1 protein-coding gene is annotated in these 1,098 nt (G+C 70.7%); it reads left to right on the top strand.

Annotated features, from left to right (window positions below; all coding sequences use genetic code 11):
* The coding region (locus tag L288_RS27605) for a lytic transglycosylase domain-containing protein (RefSeq protein WP_021237400.1) at positions 1–682 on the top strand (682 nt) is incomplete at its 5' end.
* Positions 683–1,098: the final 416 nt, after the last annotated feature.

Here is a 1,098-nt window from a genome sequence, read left to right as displayed (position 1 = left end):
TGCGCCCGTCGCCGCGCTGGCGCAGGACGCCCCGCCGGAGCGATCGACCGCACGCCATCCCTATGCGGACCATGTAGCGGACGCGGCCCGGCGCTTCGGCATCCCCGAACGCTGGATATGGGCCGTCATGCGCGTCGAGAGCAACGGCGATGTCCGCGCCGTCTCGACGGCCGGGGCGATGGGCCTCATGCAGATCATGCCCGGCACCTGGGCGGGCCTGCGCACGCGCCATCGCCTCGGCTCCGATCCGTTCGATCCGCGCGACAACATCATGGCGGGCGCGGCCTATCTGCGCGCGATGCACGACCGCTACGGCAACGTGACGGCCATGCTCGCGGCCTATAATGCGGGGCCGGGCCGCTACGACGAGCATCTGTCGCGCGGCCGTCCGCTGCCCGCCGAAACGCGCGCCTATCTTGCACGGCTGGCGTCGATCACGGGCGGTTCGGACGACACTCAGCTTGCCGCCGCGCCGCCGTCCGATCCCTTCGCATGGCGCCGTTCCGCGCTGTTCGCCGTGCGGCCGGGCACGCTTTCACCTGCGTCGCCGTCCGCCGATCGCACGGCATCCGACACACAGCCGGAGCGACCCGCCGACGACAACGCCGGGCTTGTCGTGGCCGACGCTGCACCGCCTGCCAACGGCCTGTTCGTCCCGCTCTCCAGGCGGGCTCCGCGATGAGCGGCTTGCGCGCGCTCTGGCGGGCTCCCTCGCACTGTTTCGCAGAGGTGGAAGGGGGAAGGGCTGTCTTTCTGAAGGGGAAAGGCGGAGGGCAAGATAAAGGGCGGCAATGTGCGGAGCCCCTGCGCCTCGGTTGTGGCCTTGATTCTCAAGGTTTTCGGGCATCGCTGCGCAATGTGCGCGCGAGCCGCGCAATGTGCGGCGAACGCCGGACAGCAGGAAACAGCAGGGTTTGCCGCACATTGCGGCGCCCAGCATCATGAGCCGCGACGACGATTTCCGCATCCGGCCAGGCCGCATCCGCTCGCGGGGAAGCCAGCGCGCATTGCCGATCATCGCCCAGGCGCTTTCCGCCGCCCAGCGCGCCGGAGGCCATGTCTCGCGCCGGGGCCGCATCGTCGCGCCGGGCCGTTCGA

The sequence above is a fragment of the Sphingobium quisquiliarum P25 genome (assembly GCF_000445065.1).
GTDB lineage: Bacteria > Pseudomonadota > Alphaproteobacteria > Sphingomonadales > Sphingomonadaceae > Sphingobium > Sphingobium quisquiliarum.
This window is presented reverse-complemented; position numbering and strand designations above follow the sequence as displayed.